The organism is Comamonas sp. AG1104 (genome assembly GCF_003350425.1).
In the GTDB taxonomy this organism is placed as follows: domain Bacteria; phylum Pseudomonadota; class Gammaproteobacteria; order Burkholderiales; family Burkholderiaceae_C; genus Comamonas; species Comamonas testosteroni.
Genome location: NZ_QQAS01000001.1, coordinates 17309 through 33827, shown reverse-complemented (window position 1 = coordinate 33827; position 16519 = coordinate 17309). Strand labels below are relative to the sequence as shown.

The window sequence follows — 16519 nt, the reverse complement described above, 5'->3', positions numbered from 1 at the left end:
GGCTGCACCAGTTGTTTGATTCGACACAGGGCACAGGCCATGGCCTTGCGCCCTCAAAGATTGCTCACTGACCGCGCTGGTAGCGGTTGACGGCCCTATTGTGCTCGTCCAGCGAGGCGCTGAAATGGCTGGTGCCGTCACCCCTGGCGACAAAGTACAGCGCCTTGGTCTGATCGGGCTGCACGGCCGCCATCAGCGCCGCCTTGCCGGGCATGGCGATCGGCGTGACGGGCAGGCCCGCACGGGTATAGGTATTCCAGGGCGTGTCCTCCAGTAGATCGCGCTTGCGCAGATTGCCGTCAAAGCTGGCTCCCACGCCATAGATGACCGAAGGATCGGTCTGCAGGCGCATGCCTATGCGCAGACGGTTGGAGAAAACGCCGGCAATCTGCGCCCGGTCTGCAGCGCGACCTGTTTCCTTTTCCACGATGCTGGCCAGGATCAGGGCTTCGTCGGCAGATTTGAGCGGGGTATTGGCCGCTCGCATGGCCCAGGCATCGGCCAGACGGCGATCCATCGCGTGCAGCGCACGGCGCAGCACGGCCATGTCCGAGCTGCCCTTGGCATAGGTGTAGGTATCGGGGAAGAAGCGTCCCTCGGGCGGCACGCCCACCCGGCCCAGGGCCGTCATCACGGCTTCGTCGCTTAGCCCTGCGCTGTCCTGCTTGAGGAACTCCTCACGCGCCAGAGCCGCTCGGACCTGGCGCCAGTTCCAGCCTTCGACAAGGGTCAGCGCACGCAGGCTTTCCTCGCCGCGCGCCAGCTTCTGCAACAGCACATAAGGTGTGAGACCTGTGCTCAGTTCGTAGTTGCCGGCCTTGATGGCGCGGTCCTTGCCCGAGAAGCGAAACCACGCATAGAGCAGACGCGCATCGGTTTGCACCCCGGCCTTGACCACGTTCTGCGCCACGCCACGCGGCGTGGTGCCGGGCTCTATCTCCAGCTCCAGATTGGGTTCGGACAGCTGCAGCGGCTGGTTCAGCCACCACCAGGCGCCGCCTGCCGCCAGGGCAGCCAGCAGCAGCAAAAATATCAGTGCTCGAATAAGGGCACGCACAATCTAGATCCATCAGTACACAGAGCGACGATCATAATTCAGCCATGACCCAGCCCAAGACGCTGCCCCTGAACGGCATTACCCCCATTTCCCACCTTGGTGTCATCCGCGCCGTTGGCGCCGACGCAGCCAGCTTTCTCCATGGCCAGTTGAGCAACGATTTCGCGCTGCTCAAGTTTGATCAGGCCCGCCTCGCGGCTTTTTGCACGGCCAAGGGCCGCATGCTGGCCAGCTTCATCGGCTTCAGACGCAGCGCTGACGAAATCGTGCTGATCTGTGACCGCAGCCTGCTGGCTCCCACGCTCAAGCGCCTGTCCATGTTTGTGCTGCGCGCCCAGTGCAAGCTCAGTGATGCGACGGCTGACTTCGCCCTCTACGGCCTGGCCGGTCAGGCCGCCGAGCAGCTTGCTGGCAAGGACGCTGCGGCCTGGGCGCTCAAGCAGCAAGGCGATGCCCATGTGCTGGCGCTCTACCCTGCTGCAGGCAACCAGCGTGCGCTGTGGATCGGCCCTGCGGGCCAGGCCCCCGAAGGACAGCTGCTGAGCGAAGACCTCTGGCAATGGTCCGAAGTCCAGAGCGGCGTGGCCACGCTGTCGGCCCCGGTGGTGGATGCCTTCGTGCCCCAGATGCTGAACTACGAATCCCTGGGCGGCGTCAACTTCAAGAAGGGCTGCTACCCTGGCCAGGAAGTGGTGGCCCGCAGCCAGTTCCGCGGCACGCTCAAGCGCCGCGCCTATCTGGTTCATGCCGAGCAGGCTCTGAGCGTGGGCCAGGAAGTCTTCAGCGCCGAAGACCTCGAGCAGGCAACCGGCACCGTGGTGCAGGCCGCAGCCGCTGTGCAAGGCGGCTGGGATGCCATCGTCTCCATGCAGATTGCCTCCTCCACCCGCGACGATCTGTTTGCCCATGCGGCGCTGGCCGAAGGCCAGAGCGCCGATGCAAGCAAGGGCATTGCGCTGCAGGTCCTGCCCCTGCCCTACGAGCTGCTGGCTGATATCTAAGCGTCCCCTCCCCCGGGCCTGCACTGCCGCTGGCCCGGCATTGCCAGCACGGCCACCGCTACACTTCGGCGCATGAGCAACTCTTCCCCGGACTACCGCCACCGCTGGCTGCTGGCCCTGGCCTGGGTGCTGCTCTGCGCCTTGATCATGGCCCTGCAGTGGTGGCAGGCTCATGCCCGCCAGGAGCAGGAGCAGTTGCAGCTGACCCAGATCGTGCAACGCCAGATGCTGGAGAAGGTGGCCCAGCACAAGGCCCACCTTACCGCCCTGACTGCCGTGGCACCGCTGGATGCAGCCAAGGAATCATCGGCTCTGCAGCATATTGCGCAGTCGGTGCAGACCATTTACCCGCGCGTCCAGGAAATCCAGTTGGTCACTGCGGCCACGCCCGCCACCGGCAGTTGCCGGGACCCGGCCGTGGCGCAGGCTGCCGCTCCGCTGGCGCCGCGAGCCAGCGCCAGCCTGCCTGACGCTCTGCACCCGGGTCATTATCTTTTTCTCAAAAAGATAGCAGACCCCGAAGGCTGGCTCTGCGTTCGCATTGACTCCTCCCACTTGCTGGACGACAAGGTGCTGCCCGATGACAGCGGGCTGCGCATCCGCCTTCATGGCCATACCTTGCTGGAGCCAGCCGCGCAGCTGCAGCAAAGCCACCAATTTGGCGAATTCACACTCACCGGCTATGACCAGCCTCTGCAGGTGCAGTTGCTCAGCCGCCCTCGCAGCCTGGTGAGCTGGAGCATGGTGCTGATCAGTGCTCTCATCAGCGCCGCGTTGGTCGGCGCGGTTCACCTGATCTGGCAAAGCCGCCAGCAGGCCAGACGCCACCAGCGGCGCGCCCAGCTGCTGGCCAATGAAGCACAGCTGGCCCATGCCTCGCGCGTCAACGGCATGGGAGAGATGGCCTCGGGCATCGCGCATGAGCTGGCCCAGCCCGTCACCGCCCTGCTCAGCCAGAGCCAGGCCGCATTGCGCGCCCACGAGCTGGGCAAGACCGAGCTGCTGGCAACTGCCCTGCAGGCCAATGTGCGCGAGGCCAGGCGTGCAGGCGCCATCCTGGAGCGAATGCGCAGCTATGTGAGCAATGCTCCCAGCCAGCCGCAGAGACTGGATCTGGCACAGGTCGTCGATCAGGCCCTGCTGCTGCTGGAAGGCCCGGCACGCCAGACCAAGGTGGCGCTGCACTGGCAGGCGCCGCTGCAGCCCTGCAGCGCCTGGGCCGACCCGGTGGCGCTGGAGCAGGTGCTGCACAACCTGGTGCGCAACGCGCTCGATGCGCTTGGCCAGACTCAGGATGCGCAAGCCGCCATCACCATCACGCTGGAGCAAAGCGGTGGCGAGGCCCTGCTCGTGGTGCAGGACAACGGCCCAGGCATGACTGCGGCCACGGCACAGCGCATCTTCGAGCCGTTTTTCACCACCAAGTCCGACGGCATGGGGCTGGGCCTGCCGCTGTGCGCTACCTTGATGGAGCGCATGGGCGGCCGTCTGGAATATGTGCCCGGCCCGCATGGTGCCCGCTTTGTCATGCATCTGCCGCTGGATGGAACCGATTTGCCTGCATGATTTATCTGATCGATGATGACCCGTCGGTGCGCAACGCTCTGCATCTGCTGCTGCAGACCTATGAGCTGCCCGTGACCTGCTTTGAATCTCCCGCCGACTGCCTGGCCCATCTGGATCGCAGCCAGCCCGGCATCCTGATCACCGACCTGCGCATGCCCATGATGTCCGGCTTGCAGCTGCACGAGCAGCTCATGGCACAGGGCGTGGACTGGCCCACGATCGTGATCACCGGCCACGGCGATCTGCATGCCTGCCGACGTGCCTTCAAGGCGGGGGTCACCGACTTTCTGACCAAGCCCATCGAAGAGCAGACCCTGCTGCAGGCCATCGAGTCGGCGCAGGCACGGCTGGACCAGCAGGCCGAGCGCAACGAGGCCCGCCAAAGCCTGCGCAGTCTGACCGATCGTGAGCGCGAGGTGCTGGAGCTGATCACCAAGGGCCTGGGCAGCAAGGAGATCGCGGCGGCGCTCGATATATCGGTGCGTACCGTGGACACACACCGTGCCAAGCTGGCCGAAAAGCTGGGCACGGGATCGGTCGCTGAGCAGACAAGACTGCTGCTGACTGCGGCCTGCTGAACAGCCCGACTCGGTAGGATTACCGATGGCCATCCGTTGCCTTGCGAATGGGCGCCGAAAGCAGCCCTTCTTACAGTTCCGTCATCGCTTGTTCACCCCAATCCACAAGGAGCTTTGACATGAACCAACGCCTGCGCAACATCGCCTTCTGCACCCTGAGCCTGGCCGCCGCCGCCGCCGCTTCCGCAGCCACCGTTTCCACCCGCAGCATTGCCAGCGCCACTGCCGTGCAACTGGCCCAGCAGACCGTGGCGGCCTGCAGCGCCGACGGCTACAACGTCAGCGCCTCGGTGCTGGACCGCTCGGGCGTGCTGCTGGCCATGGTGCGTGCCGACGGTGCCGGCCCTCATACCGTCGAAGCCTCGCGCGCCAAGGCCTTCACCTCGGCGTCGTCGCGCAACCCCACCAGCGGCATCGCCAAGGCCATTCAGTCCAATCCCGATGCGGCCGGCATGGCGAATATCCCCGGCTTCCTGGTGCTGGGCGGCGGCGTGCCTCTGAAAATCGGCAATGAAACCATTGGTGCCATTGGCGTGGCCGGTGCGCCTGGCGGCCATCTGGACGAAGCCTGCGCCCAAAAGGCCATCACCACGCTGAAGGATCAGCTGCAGTAATGCCGCCAGCACGCTGGTGAGAAAGGGCTAGGCTCGAGCCCGCGTGCGGCAAGGCCTGCGAAGCAGGCCGCCGCAGAGCACTCCCGCCAGCGGGTGGCGCTTACCATCAGCCGCTCAATCACCTCTGTCCCGACCCTCGCCCGATCGAGCTCAGAAAACCCCGTAGCGATAAGCCACATAGGCGGCCACCGCCACCCCGATCAGGCCGAGGACGGTCATGATTCTTGCCATGGGCGCTCCTTCGCATCAAGCATCAAATCGGGCTTGAACGCTTGCAGATAATGCGTTACAAGCTATCAAAACAGATGTTTCAAAGCACTCTGCACATGGTGATGTGGGGAATGCCTGCTTCCTCATAAGGCTCGCCTACCGGCGTAAAGCCGGCACGCAGATAAAAGGCTTCCGCATGGCGCTGTGCGTGCAGCACGATTTCCTTGTCGCCGCGATCGCGCGCCGCATCCATCAGGCTATTGAGCACCATGCGACCCCAGCGACCGCCGCGCACGCTGCGATCCACGGCCATGCGGCCTATACGCCCCACGCCCGGCGCATCGCTGACCAGCCTGCCCGTGGCCACGGGCTGGTTCAAGCCGTTGAACAGCACCACATGACGCGCCACGGGGTCGAGTTCGTCAATCTCGATCTCGCGCGGCACGCCCTGCTCGCGCACAAACACAGCCAGGCGCAGGCGCTCAGCGTCGCGGCCCAGGTCGTTCCAGCTGCCCGAGCGCAGCGTGACGACCTCCTGCCCTGCTTCATAGGCCGTGAGCAGATCCCGCATGGCCTGGGGTACGGGCCTGGGTGTCTGCGTCGCCGCGTCGGCAAACACATAGATCAGCTCCACGGTGTTGAGCAGCTCCATGCCCCGGAAGATGCCTGCCTCGAACTGCAGCGAGGTATTGCCCTGTTTGACGCATCGGATGCCGACATCCAGCACATCGCCCAAAGTGGCCGAGCCGTGATAGACCGTGCTGGCCTTTTTCACAAACAGCTCGCCGCCCAGCGATGCAAAGCCGGCCTCATAGGGAATGGCCAGCTGGCGCCAGTAGTTGGTGATGGCCACATCGGCATACATCAGATAGTGGGCGTTGAAGACAATCTTCTGCGCGTCCACTTCGGCCCAGCGCACCTCGATGCGGGTAAAGCTGCGAAAGTCCTGTCGGTTCATAGTTCTTACTCTGGTTTCAATTCAATCCAAACGCGCCGCGCAAGGCCTGCGCCATATCCCGGTGCGCCTGACGCGCTTCGGCAATCACGCGGCCCATCTTGACGAACTCATGGGTCACGCCCTTGTAGATTTCCAGATCCACAGGTACGCCTGCCATGCGCAACTTGTCAGCATATTCCACGCCCTCGTCTACCAGGGGATCACACTCGGCCAGACCGATCCAGGCGGGTGCGACGTGGTCGACATCGGGCGCCAGCAAGGGCGCGAAGCGCCAATCCTCGCGGTCTTGGGAGTTGGCAATATATTGCGCGAAAAACCAGGTGATGGATGGCTCTTCCAGCACCAGTCCATGGGCAAAGCGGCGATGGGAGTCGGTATCCTGGTGTGCAGTGGTGCCTGGATAGATCAGCAGCTGCAAGGCAAGCTTGAGGCCGGTGTTGCGCGCCTCGATGGCACAGGCTGCCGCCAGCGTACCGCCGGCGCTGTCACCACCGACAGCCATGCGGCTGCCATCAGCCCCCAGGCTCGCCGCATGGGCCGTCAGCCACCGCAGCGCATCCCAGGCATCGTCATGTGCAACGGGGAACTGGAACTGCGGCGCCAGGCGATAGTCCAGCGACACGACCATGCAGCCCGCCAGGTGTGCGAGCTGACGGCAAAGCTGGTCATGCGTGGCCACACTGCCCACCGTAAAGCCGCCACCGTGCAGATACAGCAGCGCAGGCAAGCCAGCAGCAGGGGCTTCATCGCGGGTCACAGGTGCATAGAGGCGGGCCGGCAGATTCGCCCCGTCGCGTACGGGAATCTGCAGGTCCTCCACACGGGGCAAGGCCTGCTTGGGGATTTCAAGCACGCCGGCGCCAGCTTCATAGGCCGCCTTGGCGCCTTCCGCACCCAGCTGGTACATGGGTGTACGCGCTGCCCGCTCCATTCGGCGCAGCACATCGCGCATGGAAGGTGTCAGACTGGCTGGCAAAGCCACAGAGGAATCGGACATGATCACGATGAATAAAAAACACAGGCAGGCATTGTGCGTTGCAACTCCGAAGTCTGCAGGCCAATGCTGACAATTGTTCGGAATCGATATCGTCGCAGGCGCAGTTCGGAAGCCCGCCAGCATCACATCGCGGCAGCCGCTCATCTCTGAGGCAACTGGCTGCGGCAGCTGTTCAAGGCGCCAAGGACTCCGCCCAGAAGTCCGAACCAGTGCGCCTGGGTGACGATATAGCCACCGATCAATCGCTGTTCACGCGGATCGGGACCGGCCCAGGACTGCCAGGCCAGCCAGCCCATGACAAGCAGCAGCACGGTGGCGGCCGAGAGATCCCGGCGAAGCAGGACCGGCGGCAGGAGCATCCAGACAATCAGTCCGTAGAGCAGACCCGACATGCCGACATAGTCACTCACCTGAGGCGAGGTGAACCACAACAGCAAAGAGACCAGAACGGCCAGAGAGCCCATGCAGGCAAGCAGACGCCTTGCCGTCCAGCTGGCATCCGCGAAAGAGCAGCACAGCAGCAAGCCGCAGGCATTGATTGCGGCGTGAGCCCAGCTCAGGTGCACCCAGTGTGCCGACAGCAGCCTCCACCATTGCCCATCGGCAAGTGCCGCTGTCTCATAGCGCAGCAGTCCTCGCCATGCAGCAGGCAGGGCCTGCAGCAACGCCATCAGCATACACATCAGCAGCGCACACTGCCTCGGTGAGAGAGCTCCCGGGCCGGACTTCATGCCTGGGGCTCGGGCCTCAGCCACAGCCAGATCAGCACGCAGGCCATGACTGCCACCGCCGACGCGCTCAGCCAGGGGTTCTCGGCGACATGAAAGATCAGCGCCGAGCTGAACACCATACTGGCACTGGCCATCCATTTGACGCGACGGCTTACCTGCCCTCCGTCATCCCAGCTGCGCAATATGGGGCCGAACAGGGAGTGGGCATACAGCCAGCCGTGAAGCCTGGGCGAGCTGCGTACCGCCGCCCAGGCGGCCATCAGGATAAACACGGTCGTAGGCATGCCGGGCACCACGGCACCGATCAGGCCCAATATCACGCAGAGAACGGCGAAGACCATCAAAAGACAACGCAGGGGCAAGGAAAGGCGCTTATGCAAGTCTTCGGGCCTTCGGGTCGGGAAATCAGCGGATGAGGATGGTTCTGTCATGGATCAGGGAGGCGGAGAACGCACGATGCTCCATGCGATATCGCCGCCGCGATTTCCTATCAGGTTCAATATATTGGCCAGCGCCGAGTCCTGTCCGGGCTCAGCCCCTGCCAGTCCTTGAAAGCGCCAGCGGCCCCCAAGCTGCTGGCCTTTTCCGCTCAGTTGCAACGCACCTTGCAGCGTCTGCAGCTCAAAGTCCGGACCCGCGCCTGCGCGCTCAGCAACAAGCGCCATGCGATAGCTGCCCAGCGGGCGCAACGTGGAAAGCCGGGAAGACAGCGACAAGGCCTTCAACTCCAGACGCCCCTGCATGGAATCAGTCTCCATGCTCTCGGGCCATTGGAGAAAGGACGAGGACAGCTGAAGCTGGCCGTCCAGGCCCAGCGTGTTCCAGGGAGTCCCCAGGCCCGCAAGCAGCTGGGCCGGCAGTTGCCAGTCCAGCCCTGACAGCTGAAACACCCGTCTCAAAGGCAGCCAGCGCAGTTGCGCCGCTTGTCGCTGACAGCAAGCATGTTCCACGGCGACGCCAACACCCCAGTCCTGCGGGCTCAGGCCCTGCCCCTCGCTGCGGGCCGGATGGAGCCTCCAGCTCAATCGCCCCGGCAAGGCCTGTGCATCATGGCTGCCCGCTCCGCCCGCCAGCATCAGCACTGCGGACCCCTTCCAGACGGAGCCGCGCACGTCCTGCAGCGCGATGCGCTGGCCACTCGCCATGGCGACCTGGGCCGCAAGCCAGTGCGCGGGGAAAAAGGCCAGCAGGCACAGCACGCCACCGAGCAGCCCTCCCGCGATGGCCCAGCGCCATGGCGAGCCGGCCGTTGAAGGCCTTGACCGGCCGCTTCTGCGCCAATGCGTTCCAGCTACCACGGTATGCAACAGTGCTCAGGCATCGATGGCTGCACGCTGCGGAAAATAGCGCTCCAGCAAACTGCCAAAGCGATCATAGGCAGCATTGGCACCGGCAATCACCTTGTCCTGGATTGCTGCATCGCCGAGCTCCGGCGCGTCGAGCGAGGCCACAAAAGCACGCCAGGCCAAGGCCCTCCCTTGCGGATAGGCCGCCAGATTGCGGGCCCCGAAGGTTTCCGACAAACCCAGACGATCCCTGGCTTCCTTGAACAAAAAGGCTGCCCCGAGGGTCGAGCCCTCCGACACATACAGCCACCCCAGGGCCTCGGGCATGCCTACGGCCTCGCTGCCCAGTGCGTCTTGCGGAAGCTCTGCCCCCAGATCGGCCAGATCCGCCAGCGAAGCCTCCTGACGCCCGCGCGCTTCCAGGTCAGGGACTGCTGCCTTGACGGCGGCATCCTGAAAGAGATGCTCCACGTCGCGCTGGAACAGGTATTGGGCGGCGACAAAGCGGGCATAGCTGCCGCGATCGGCAAATGGATTGCCTTGCTCCATGAGCTCATGCATACGCTCATGCTGCTGCGCGGCCTCCGTCTTGAGACGCAGGGAAAGTCGGGCCCCGCTCAAGGGGCTGGTTTGCACATTCATGGTATTTCCTGACTTCAATTCGATGGCGAAGCAGCTCCGGGCTGGTCCCACCCGGAGTCGCCTTGCTCCAGGTTTCGCCTCAGTTCGGCGAGGACTTCAAGCTGCGACGGCGTGCCCAGGCCAGTGCCGCCAACGGTGCCAGCAACCAGGCGCTCAAAGGACCTCCTCCGCCGCCGCCATTGCTGCTGTTGCCCGTCTCTGTGCCGCCGCTACCCGTTCCAGGCTGCGTGACTGCGGTGGCCTGCACCGTGACTTTGCTGGTCACGGGCTGACCGTCGTTCTGGCTGCTGCAAGTCAGACTGAAGCTGTTCTCTCCCTCGACCGCCAATACCACGGGCACCTTGCTGCCGCTGGTCTGCTGCGCACCGCTCCAGGCGCCGCTGGCCGTGCAACTGCCGGCCTGCGTGGTGGACCAGCTCAGCTCGATGGTGGAACCAACGGCCGCGGTTGCGACGGAGGCCTTCAGCTCTTCGCTGAATGCCGCGACAGGCAGCGGCACATCGAACGAGAAAATCGTGCCATTGCCAGTGTTTTCGATCACGGCGCTGGAAACGGCTTGCCCGCCGCCGCCCGCTGTCGCCGCGCCATAGATTTTCTGCATGCCGCCGGAAACAGCGCCCAGGCTCAGACCAGCCAGAGTACCGCCCTCCGTGCCCAGATCAAAGCGATGCAGAACTTCATAGCTGTCATCCGTGCGATCTGCGGCCTTGCCGAGCTTGATGCGGAACAACACACCAGCACCTACGGGCGTCTGCACTCCCGTCTTCGGGACATACATGGTCGAGCCGTCGCGGGCCGTCGTGCCGTAGATGTTGCCATCTGCAGCCAGCACCAGCGGACCCGACGGCGCACTACCATCGGCCTGCGCCGTGCCGTCAAGCGCCGCCATGTCGCTGCCGCGGAAGTAGTGCACCACGGCAAAGCTGGAAGGGTCGGATTTCTTCACCCGCCATAGCGTTCCGCCATATCGGCTGTCCATGGCGTTGCCTGCTGTCGGCGCATTGAACTGTGTCGTGCCGTAGAGCCATTCGCCGGCTTCTATCATGCCGACCACACGAGCGCCCTTGGCCGTAGGCTCGCCGTCGCGGGCACGCATGAAGGTATGCAGCAGCTCGACCTGAGAAGCATCCAGCGTACCGTTGCGCGCAACAGCGCTGTCGATCGCAGCCTGGCTGAGCTTGACCAGGGTGCCCACCGCGCGACCCAGGTTGTCCGAGGTCAGTGTGCTGTCGGCAACGCCAGTGGCCGACACGCCAGTGAGCACATACAGGGCCTGATCGGCCTTGCTCCAGATGCTGGCCACAGGCGCGCCGCCCATGGGGTGCACCTGCGTACTGCCCTGCTCCTGAGCGTATTGGCAGAAATCAAGCACCTTGGAATAGCTCTGGTCCGCATTCATGCGCCACAGCGTATTGGCCGTGGTGCTGGCTGCGCAGCTGGAAGCCGATTCGCCGGAACCCATATAGAGGTTGCCCACGGCATCCAGAGCCATGCTGCCCAGGGGCTTGATGCTCGGCGCAGGGAGGGAGACAGCCTTGCCGTCCTTGATGTTGAAGACGGCCGGCACGGTCATAAAGGACGAGGGATTGCTCGGGTCGGCACCATTGCCGGCGACCAGAAATCCGCCTTGAAGCGCCGGCACCAGAGGAGTTGATCCCGAATAGATGCTGCCCAGCAACTCGAAGCGATGATTCTTGCCTGTGGCCGCATCCAGCCCATAGACCGTACCCTGACCCCAGAACGATGCAGCCGACGAAGCACCCAAATAGGTATGTCCATACAAACGTCCGTCTGCGGCCAAGACAGGCGGCACCATGGGCTTGCCACCGCCGTTGTTGAGGCCGCCAAACTGATGCAGCACGGTGGGCTTGAACGCTGCAGGCGATGTCTGGGCCATCGCCTGTGACAGGGGCAGAGCCAGTGCCAGAGCGGGGAAGGCGAGTCGTGTCACACGCCAGACCGAGGGTTTGATTGAATTCATTGCCATTGACTTTCCTGTGTAAGAACGAGAGGGAAGATGAAGCTCAGTCGAGCGCTTAGCGAGCAGCACCGCGTGCAAGCCGGCGCTGCAGTGCCAGGCCCGCAAGCGGGGCCAGCAGCCACACGGACAACGGGCCACCGCCGCCATTGCCGTAGGAAACCTGATTGCCGTCTTCGGCGGTCGCCGGGGTGCTGACATAGACCACGGTCGAGGCAGAGACCTGGGCGCCGCCTGAGCTGCCCGCCACCGCGCATGTCAGGGTGTAGCGATAGGTGCCGCGGTCCGGCCTGAGTTCGACACTGCCCTGAGGGGCTACGGCACCAGTCCAGTCGCCCGCCGTCGAAGCTGCCGAGCACTGCTCGGCGTTGCTGGTGATCCAGGTCAGCGAGACGCTTTCGCCCGACTTGATCTCCCCGGCACTGGCCACCAGGCTGGCATCGGCGATCGGGGTCTCGGACGAGGCGACGGCCAGCTGGAAAACCGTGCCGAAATCCGTGGGAACGACCTGTCCGGCGCTGTTCAGATAGTGGCCACCCATGGCGGTTGCGCCATACAGGCGCCCGTCAGCGCCCGCACGCAAGCCCACAGGCTTGCGTCCATCCGTGCCCGAGAAGGAATGCACCAGCTCGAAGCCGCCTTGCGTGACCTGTCCTTCGCCATTCACCACAATGTTTGCCGGTCGTATCCGGTAGACGGTGCCGCAACCCACTTCGGAATTGGCCGCTGCACTGGACGGCGTGCACAGATTGGCGCCACCGGACATGGTCGTGCCGTAGATGGCACCGTCGGACCCCAAAGCCATGGGGCCGCGCGGCGTGGCGCCATCGGCATTGCTGAAGGTATGCAGTATCTGCAGCGGCCCGCCCGCCTTGGCAAGGCGATACAGCACGCCATAAGGCTTGGGTCCGTCGTAATAGGGCAAATCCTTGATGTAGCTCAAGGTGGTACTAGGCGCCCATTTGCGCGAGCCGCAGGACGGGTTGTCGCGCGAGATGCTCTTGATCCAGGTACCGGTGATGCTGCTGTTGGCATGCACATAGCAGTCGCCGACCGAAGTCCCCCCATAGAGATAGCCGTCACCACCATCAATCAGCGACGACAGGCTGTGCTCCTGCCCTGAGCCCATGGTCCGATTGGTCACGTCGCCGCCCGCCGTCACCCCCGCTTCGTAAGGAATGCCGCTGGGATACAGCACAAAGCCTTCGCTGTTGGCGTTGTCATGGATGTTGATTTCGCCTTCGGCCAGCGTGAAGGTGTGCAGCACGGCAAAACCCGAGCCGTCGGCGGCATTGATGCGGTAGAGCGTTCCCGTGGGCGTGGTCGCTGCGGTCGGCGTCGACGGTGCCAGCGGCAGTCCCCGGTTGTATGCGGTCACGCCATACAGCACGCCGTCCTTGCCCAGAATCAGGTCGTTTGCCGTCTGGCGCATGCCCGAAGGCCCGGCGGCAAACTCATGCAGCGTGCTTACCTTGCCGGAGGCGATATCGATCTTGAAAACCCGCCCCTGTCCCTTGGGCCCCTTGTCGATGCCATAGAGGTTGTCCTGCGCATCGATGACCAGCGCGCCATTGGGCGAATACAGCTGACCACGCGTACCCTGCACCAAGGCGGAATTGGCTCCGTCATAGTCGGTACGGACAATGATGCCCAGGCCCACGGCAGGCGAATAGGAAATATCGCTGGGCTGGTTCTTGCCCGCATTCTTTTGGCCGTTGATCGTCGTCATCACCGCGTACAGACTGCCGTCGGATGCGCGCACCGGCGTGCCCGAGATGCGACCATGCAGATCGTTGGCCGGGTTATAGGCTACGCGCTCATAGACTGAGACACCGGCTCGCATGGTGTACATGCCGAAAGCGGTATACATCTGCGAGGACAAGACCGATGGCCCGCCGCCGTTGAAACCGCCAAACAAATAGCCGGCACTCGAACCTGGGCGCACCGCATACAGAGGCGGCGAGGTGGGGTAACGCGCCCCGGGCCAGCCAATGGTTCCGTCGGGCGTGGTGACATCGTCGCCGGCGGGCCGCAAGGAGGTGAGCATGGTCAGCCGGGCATCGCTGACCTTGGTCTGCGCGGCGGCTGGCATGGCGGCACAAAGCGCTGCGGCGGCGACGCAGGCTGCGGCGGGCCAATGCAGCGGCCAGCCATGAAGAGCGGAAAAGGACATCACAGGGACCTTTGGGAAAAGACGGACGGATGGAAACGACGGCAAGGCGCGGGCCCGGGCCGAAACTCAGAACTGGATGGACAAGGTGGCGATGGCGGTACGGCCAGGGCCGATGAAATAGCTGCCGCCCTGCATCTCGGAGTAGTTCAGATCGCGCAGGTTGTTGATGGACACACGCAAGGTCGCGTTGGGAGTGATTTCGTAGCTAGCCCAGAGGTCGAACAGACGCCAGGATTTCTGGTTGTAGCGCTCGCCCTGCGTGGTCCAGACGCTGCTGTTGGTGCTGGGAGACTGAAAGCGCATGCGCCCCCCAGCGTCAGCTTCTTGTCGAGCAGACGCACACCGGCGCTCAGACTGGCGGTCTTTCTGGGCGGCAGCACATACCAGATATTGGCGTCGCCCGACTGCCCCAGATTGTTGTTGGGGTAGCCCGTCAGACTGCCCAGAGGGAAGGAGTCATAACCGCCCTTGCCGGTGTTGACGAACATGTGGGTGTAGTTGAGGCTGCCGAAGACGCGGCCGTTGTCATAGTCGCCCTGCAGCTCCAGGCCCTTGCTGCGAAAAGGGTCCTGCAGATTCACGTAGGCATAGGGCCCCAGCAGGCCGCCCCCGGCAGTATCGATGGGCGACATGATGCGCGCGAGCGTCACATAGTCGTTGACCTTGTTGTTGAACCAGGCCGCTTTCACTCGCAGCTTGTCGCCCTTGCTCAGCACATCGTCAAACATGCCGTTGGCCCCGACCTCCCAGTTGCGCGAACGCTCGGCGCGCAGATCCGGGTTGGGGTAGTAGGGAAAGAGGCTGCCCGTATGCTGGCCCCACATCAGCGCCTCCGTCAGTGCCGGCGGACGCATGCCCCGACCCACGCTGGCGAACAGCTGTATGGGCTCCACCGGTTTGACGGCCAGCGCCAGGCGAGGGGCGAAAGCGCCGTCGTTGCGATCGGCCTTGAAGCGGGTGTACAGCGCCGTCGAGGGTGGGCGCACGCCCGGCGGATTAATGAGCGAGCCGACACGCATGCGTCCGTCCCCCTGCAAGCCGTACCAGTCATAGCGCAGGCCGCCCGTGAGTTCCAGCCAGTCGCTGTGCATCCAGTTGAGCTCGCCGAACAGACTGGCAACGGTACGCTTGCCTTTCGGGGTCGAACCCGCATACAGCGCCGTCGTGCCGGCATCCGCCCCCACCGAGAGCGCTTGTGCCTGTGGGTCGGTCCAGTCGTGGAAGAACTCCGCTCCGGTCTTGACCAGCGCCGCATCCCCTGCTCCCCACTGAAGGCGGGAGGTGTTCTCCAGCGTCCCCCCCACAGTACTGGTCTGGTACTGCAGGTCATAGGCATAGGGGTCCAGCGTGCCGCCCGCATAGCGATGCGCCTGATTTCGGGTACGGGTGTAGTAGAGGCTGGACTTGAGATCCACCAGAGCGCTTGCAGACGGGTTCCACGCGTAGTTGGCCAGCAAGGTGTCGGTGCGAACATGGTTGAGAATGCCCCCGCCACTGGCCGACTGCGGCTTCTCGCCGAACTTCGCATCCATGCCGATATAGCTGAACTTGAGCTGCTGTTCGGGCGCGAAACGCCAGGTGCTCTTGAGCAGTACCGAAGTCTGATCCTGAGAGGTCAGCTGGCTCACGCCATGCACCTGACCATCCACATCGTCGGTCATGGATCCGCGGCGGCCCTTTTCAAATTCACCGACTTTCTTGCGACTGACCAACATCACCAGATCGAGATCCTCACGGGGCTTGAGGCCCAGAGCCGCACTGCCGGCAAAGTGATAGCCGTTGTTGCCACTCGAAAGATTCAGCCGAGCGCCACGGGTGCTACCGTCCTTTATCAGGTCGTCTGCTTCGAGCGTGCGGAAGTTGACAACCCCCGCAATCATCCCTGCGCCGCCCACCGTGGAGGTCGGTCCTTTGGAGATATCCACACCGCCCAGCATTTCCGGATCGAGATACACCGAGCCGTTGGAGCCATGCCCGCTTTGCTGGTAGTTCTGGCGCGTGCCGTCGATCATCACGTTGACGCGGCCAAAATCCTGCATGCCGCGAATATTCACCGACACTCCAGGATCCCTGCGGCTCTGCGAGGTGTAGACACCCGGCACCTCTGCAAGAACATCGGCAGTGTTGCGCGGTGGCAGACGATCGATCTCCTCGCGAGTGACCACGGCCACCGAGGCCGCCGTCTCGAACACCTGCTGGCGCGCGTCCTTTTTCGCGACGACCAGCACCTCGTCCAGATTGCGCTCCTGCACACCGGCCCGTGCGCCTTGCGCCGCTTTCTGGGAACGGGCAACTGCCGGCCGAACACGCCATGCGCCCGGACCTTCGCTTTGCGCCTGCAGCGGATGATCCTCCAGCAGCGAATCCAGCGCACCTTGAACCGTTGCCATGCCCTTGAATCCTCGGCTCTGCTTGCCTTGCACCAGGGCCGGATCAAACGCGATCATGACCTGAGCCTCACGGGCCAGTTGATTCAGCACCGCTTCCACCGGAGCTGCGGGAATCGAATACGTGCGCAACGCCTGGTTGCTCGCCTGGGACGCGATCTGCGCATGTGCAGCCACCGGCGCCAGCGCGCCCCAGGCAAGGCTGACTGCGACAGCGGTCAGGGCAAGTGCGGCGGGATGCCCAGGAGCTGGTGCACGCATGCGTGGCAGGCGACGGGGGAGCATGGATAAGTCCTTTCTGAAAGCCGCCACGTCAGACCCGCCAAACGGCGGTCTTTTTC

14 protein-coding genes are annotated in these 16519 nt (G+C 63.9%); 4 read left to right on the top strand and 10 right to left on the bottom strand.

Annotation, left to right across the window (positions count from 1 at the left end):
• Positions 1-64: 64 nt before the first annotated feature.
• Positions 65-1057: an endolytic transglycosylase MltG gene (mltG, locus tag DFO48_RS00155; RefSeq protein WP_003077270.1), complete on the bottom strand. Its 993-nt coding sequence runs from the start codon at positions 1055-1057 to the stop codon at positions 65-67.
• Between the two features lie 44 nt (positions 1058-1101).
• Here mltG and DFO48_RS00150 point away from each other — a divergent pair, with 44 nt between their 5' ends.
• From DFO48_RS00150 to DFO48_RS00135, 4 genes are all read left to right on the top strand, one after another.
• A complete protein-coding gene (locus DFO48_RS00150) occupies positions 1102-2058 on the top strand; it encodes a folate-binding protein YgfZ (protein WP_114862185.1) in 957 nt (318 codons plus the stop codon).
• A 72-nt stretch (positions 2059-2130) separates the two neighbouring features.
• Complete coding sequence (locus tag DFO48_RS00145; RefSeq protein WP_114862184.1) at positions 2131-3624, top strand: sensor histidine kinase; 1494 nt, start codon at positions 2131-2133, stop codon at positions 3622-3624.
• The gene (locus DFO48_RS00140; RefSeq protein ID WP_114862183.1) at positions 3621-4202 is read left to right on the top strand and encodes a response regulator transcription factor; all 582 of its coding nucleotides are present in this window, start codon (positions 3621-3623) and stop codon (positions 4200-4202) included. The genes DFO48_RS00145 and DFO48_RS00140 overlap by 4 nt, the downstream gene beginning before the upstream one ends.
• Positions 4203-4321: 119 nt before the next feature.
• Complete coding sequence (locus DFO48_RS00135) at positions 4322-4816, top strand: heme-binding protein (RefSeq protein ID WP_114862182.1); 495 nt, start codon at positions 4322-4324, stop codon at positions 4814-4816.
• Positions 4817-5126: 310 nt separating this feature from the next.
• Here the strand turns inward: DFO48_RS00135 and DFO48_RS00130 are convergent, their stop codons facing one another.
• The 9 genes from DFO48_RS00130 to DFO48_RS00090 form a co-directional block, all read right to left on the bottom strand.
• Positions 5127-5984: a GNAT family N-acetyltransferase gene (locus DFO48_RS00130; protein WP_114862181.1), complete on the bottom strand. Its 858-nt coding sequence runs from the start codon at positions 5982-5984 to the stop codon at positions 5127-5129.
• A 16-nt stretch (positions 5985-6000) separates the two neighbouring features.
• Positions 6001-6981 (bottom strand): alpha/beta hydrolase, encoded by a 981-nt coding sequence (locus DFO48_RS00125; RefSeq protein ID WP_114862662.1) that lies wholly within the window; start codon positions 6979-6981, stop codon positions 6001-6003.
• A gap of 140 nt (positions 6982-7121) precedes the next feature.
• The gene (gene rrtA / locus DFO48_RS00120) at positions 7122-7658 is read right to left on the bottom strand and encodes a rhombosortase (RefSeq protein WP_114862180.1); all 537 of its coding nucleotides are present in this window, start codon (positions 7656-7658) and stop codon (positions 7122-7124) included.
• 50 nt (positions 7659-7708) lie between these two features.
• On the bottom strand, positions 7709-8053 hold the full coding sequence (locus DFO48_RS00115; RefSeq protein WP_114862179.1) for a YbaN family protein: 345 nt from the start codon (positions 8051-8053) through the stop codon (positions 7709-7711).
• Between the two features lie 93 nt (positions 8054-8146).
• Positions 8147-9010 (bottom strand): type II secretion system protein N, encoded by an 864-nt coding sequence (gene gspN / locus DFO48_RS00110; protein ID WP_158545657.1) that lies wholly within the window; start codon positions 9008-9010, stop codon positions 8147-8149.
• A 15-nt stretch (positions 9011-9025) separates the two neighbouring features.
• Positions 9026-9640, bottom strand: coding sequence for a biliverdin-producing heme oxygenase (locus DFO48_RS00105; RefSeq protein ID WP_114862178.1), 615 nt, complete (start codon positions 9638-9640; stop codon positions 9026-9028).
• A gap of 79 nt (positions 9641-9719) precedes the next feature.
• Positions 9720-11621, bottom strand: a complete 1902-nt coding sequence (locus DFO48_RS00100) for a hypothetical protein (RefSeq protein ID WP_114862177.1) — start codon at positions 11619-11621, stop codon at positions 9720-9722.
• 55 nt (positions 11622-11676) lie between these two features.
• On the bottom strand, positions 11677-13791 hold the full coding sequence (locus tag DFO48_RS00095) for a choice-of-anchor tandem repeat GloVer-containing protein (protein WP_114862176.1): 2115 nt from the start codon (positions 13789-13791) through the stop codon (positions 11677-11679).
• A 146-nt stretch (positions 13792-13937) separates the two neighbouring features.
• Positions 13938-16463, bottom strand: coding sequence for a TonB-dependent hemoglobin/transferrin/lactoferrin family receptor (locus DFO48_RS00090; protein ID WP_370449539.1), 2526 nt, complete (start codon positions 16461-16463; stop codon positions 13938-13940).
• Positions 16464-16519: the final 56 nt, after the last annotated feature.

What these genes read in the sequence shown, in the direction of transcription:
- DFO48_RS00135 (WP_114862182.1), top strand. Translation starts at nt 4,322, where the DNA reads ATGAACCAACGCCTGCGCAACATCGCCTTCTGCACCCTGAGCCTGGCC.
- DFO48_RS00095 (WP_114862176.1), bottom strand. Translation starts at nt 13,791, where the DNA reads ATGTCCTTTTCCGCTCTTCATGGCTGGCCGCTGCATTGGCCCGCCGCA.
- DFO48_RS00125 (WP_114862662.1), bottom strand. Translation starts at nt 6,981, where the DNA reads ATGTCCGATTCCTCTGTGGCTTTGCCAGCCAGTCTGACACCTTCCATG.
- DFO48_RS00090 (WP_370449539.1), bottom strand. Translation starts at nt 16,463, where the DNA reads ATGCTCCCCCGTCGCCTGCCACGCATGCGTGCACCAGCTCCTGGGCAT.
- DFO48_RS00140 (WP_114862183.1), top strand. Translation starts at nt 3,621, where the DNA reads ATGATTTATCTGATCGATGATGACCCGTCGGTGCGCAACGCTCTGCAT.
- DFO48_RS00100 (WP_114862177.1), bottom strand. Translation starts at nt 11,621, where the DNA reads ATGAATTCAATCAAACCCTCGGTCTGGCGTGTGACACGACTCGCCTTC.
- DFO48_RS00115 (WP_114862179.1), bottom strand. Translation starts at nt 8,053, where the DNA reads ATGGTCTTCGCCGTTCTCTGCGTGATATTGGGCCTGATCGGTGCCGTG.
- DFO48_RS00150 (WP_114862185.1), top strand. Translation starts at nt 1,102, where the DNA reads ATGACCCAGCCCAAGACGCTGCCCCTGAACGGCATTACCCCCATTTCC.
- DFO48_RS00145 (WP_114862184.1), top strand. Translation starts at nt 2,131, where the DNA reads ATGAGCAACTCTTCCCCGGACTACCGCCACCGCTGGCTGCTGGCCCTG.
- DFO48_RS00105 (WP_114862178.1), bottom strand. Translation starts at nt 9,640, where the DNA reads ATGAATGTGCAAACCAGCCCCTTGAGCGGGGCCCGACTTTCCCTGCGT.
- rrtA (WP_114862180.1), bottom strand. Translation starts at nt 7,658, where the DNA reads ATGCTGATGGCGTTGCTGCAGGCCCTGCCTGCTGCATGGCGAGGACTG.
- DFO48_RS00130 (WP_114862181.1), bottom strand. Translation starts at nt 5,984, where the DNA reads ATGAACCGACAGGACTTTCGCAGCTTTACCCGCATCGAGGTGCGCTGG.